The sequence below is a fragment of the Elusimicrobiota bacterium genome, from assembly GCA_018816525.1.
Lineage (GTDB): Bacteria > Elusimicrobiota > Endomicrobiia > CG1-02-37-114 > XYA2-FULL-39-19 > OXYB2-FULL-48-7.
Genome location: JAHIVV010000071.1, coordinates 1 through 2,061 on the forward strand (window position 1 = coordinate 1; position 2,061 = coordinate 2,061).

Sequence of the window (2,061 nt, forward strand, 5' to 3'; positions counted from 1 at the left end):
AACTACCACAATAGGCATAAGAAGGCTAGCCTATGACAGGCATATATTGTTAAGAACGCAGAATGGGGAACATAAAATAGCAACTCTTCCGGATGGAACAACTAAAAAATCTGCAGAATATAGAGACGCGGTAAAGAAAGCGGCAGCCAATAAAACACCTCTTTACAAACTATTAAAAAACTAACTCCCCTAACCTCTCTTTCATCAAAGAGGGGGATTGACATTAATCGGCTTATAGACTACAATAAGAAGTAAGAAGTTCAATCTATTATTTTAACACAATTAACTGTCAGAAAGGCGACTAAGACAATGAGTGAATTACTAAGAATTTCGGAAATTGCAAAAAAAGCGGGTGTTTTACCCTCAAAAATAAGATATTACACCGATATGGGTTTATTGAAAGTCGCAGATCAGACTGAAGGCGGACACCGGCTTTATAACGAACAAGAAACCCTTCAGAAGCTCAACTTAATAGAATTTTATAGCAAGAAAGGTTTAACCATAGATAAAATCAAAGCAGAACTTGAAAGAACAGTAACCAAAAAGAAAATCCTGGTAATTGATGATGATCCGGAAGTTGCCCAGCTTGTTGAAGATGTTTTAAAAAATAAAATGGACGCTGAAGTAAAAGTTGCCTACGATGGTTTTACCGCAGGCAGGCTGATAACTGAATATATCCCAGATTTAATAGTGCTTGACATTATGCTTCCCGGCGTTAATGGTTTTGAAATCTGCAAGCAAATCCGCACCCTGCCGTTTCTTAAAGATATTAAAATACTTGCCATGACCGGTTATGATTCGCCGGATATAAAACAGAAAATATTTGATGCAGGCGCTAACGACTTTTTAGCCAAACCCATGGATATTGCAGTTCTGATAGAAAAAGCGTCGAAGCTTCTAAATCTGGAGAAGAAATGAAAAGATTGCAGATTTTAGTTTTATTTTTATTGTTATCAACGCCCTTATACAGTGCCGGTATATCATCGCCTTGCGGAGGAATGTACCTGGGTAACCTGAAAATAGGCCAGTCCTACAGCCTTCAGCAATGCCTGGGGTACCCTTTTAGTGTAACCTATAAGGCAAGCTCCATGGTTGAATTAAGAATAAACCTGAAAGCTCCTACTACAACTACCTTAGACGGTTTTGAACCGATACCTGATTTGAACTGGATTAAAGTAATAAAAGACCAGTTTTCTCTTGATCCCGGACAAAGCGCAGAAACAGATATACTCATAACAATACCCAATGATGAAAAACTTATGGGAAAAAAATACCTCGTTAATGTTAATCCTGTAGGTTCAGCTCCGCAAAAAAGCGGCGCAGGGCTGGTTTTCGGCATTGGTTTAATGTGTAAACTTGAACTGACTATTGCATCCAAACCGCCTACTCCTGAGGAAATCAGGCAGATTAAAAAACAACAATTAGGCGGAGTGGTTTCAGTCCTTATTTCTCCCGAAAGAATTTTCCTTGTAGATGTACCAACAGGAAAGAAGATTGATTTAAAGAAGGACTATCAGGAAGGATTAAAAATTGTTAATTCTACAGATTTTAAACTAAAAGCAAATATTAGTTCTGTAGATGTCGTCAAAGCAGGTATGTTTGCCCCTATTGGTTATAAATTGGCAAGTGACCCCAATTGGCTTAAAGTAGGGAAGAGTAAAATAACAATTGGAAAAAATTCAATCCAGGACATACCTCTTTACCTTGAAATCCCTGATACCCAGAAAGGGGAAAAACTATACTTTGTAATAGTAACCGAAGCAAGCTCCAAAATCAGGAATGTAAGGTATTTCACCAAAGTATATGTAGATGCAGCAAAATAACCAATACGGTTTTACATACGCCGCCAGGATAAATAGATAATAAAAGTAAGCCCCCTAAACTCAATAAACCCTTAAAAACACTCTAAACAAAAGCCCTCCAAACAAAGCCCTTGACTTTTCCAAAAAACCATGTTATATTAATATCAGGGAGTAAGAAGCGTGGTTTAACTTTATGATTCAAAAGGAGGTAGTATGAGTGACTGTATTCAGGTACGAGTAAAAAATTTAATAAAAAAGG

The 2,061-nt window shown here is 37.3% G+C and carries 3 protein-coding genes; all 3 read left to right on the forward strand.

Annotation, left to right across the window (positions count from 1 at the left end):
* Window positions 1-184 (forward strand): hypothetical protein (locus KKH91_07010; protein ID MBU0952550.1); only part of this gene is annotated, 184 nt, incomplete at its 5' end.
* Between the two features lie 125 nt (window positions 185-309).
* Entirely contained in the window at window positions 310-918 is a 609-nt protein-coding gene (locus KKH91_07015; GenBank protein MBU0952551.1) for a response regulator, read from the forward strand.
* Complete coding sequence (locus tag KKH91_07020) at window positions 915-1,823, forward strand: hypothetical protein (GenBank protein ID MBU0952552.1); 909 nt, start codon at window positions 915-917, stop codon at window positions 1,821-1,823. The genes KKH91_07015 and KKH91_07020 overlap by 4 nt, the downstream gene beginning before the upstream one ends.
* The last annotated feature ends 238 nt before the right edge of the window (window positions 1,824-2,061 follow it).

Bases quoted from the DNA above. Each gene is read 5' to 3' on its own strand.
- KKH91_07015 (MBU0952551.1), top strand. From the start codon at position 310: ATGAGTGAATTACTAAGAATTTCGGAAATTGCAAAAAAAGCGGGTGTT.
- KKH91_07020 (MBU0952552.1), top strand. From the start codon at position 915: ATGAAAAGATTGCAGATTTTAGTTTTATTTTTATTGTTATCAACGCCC.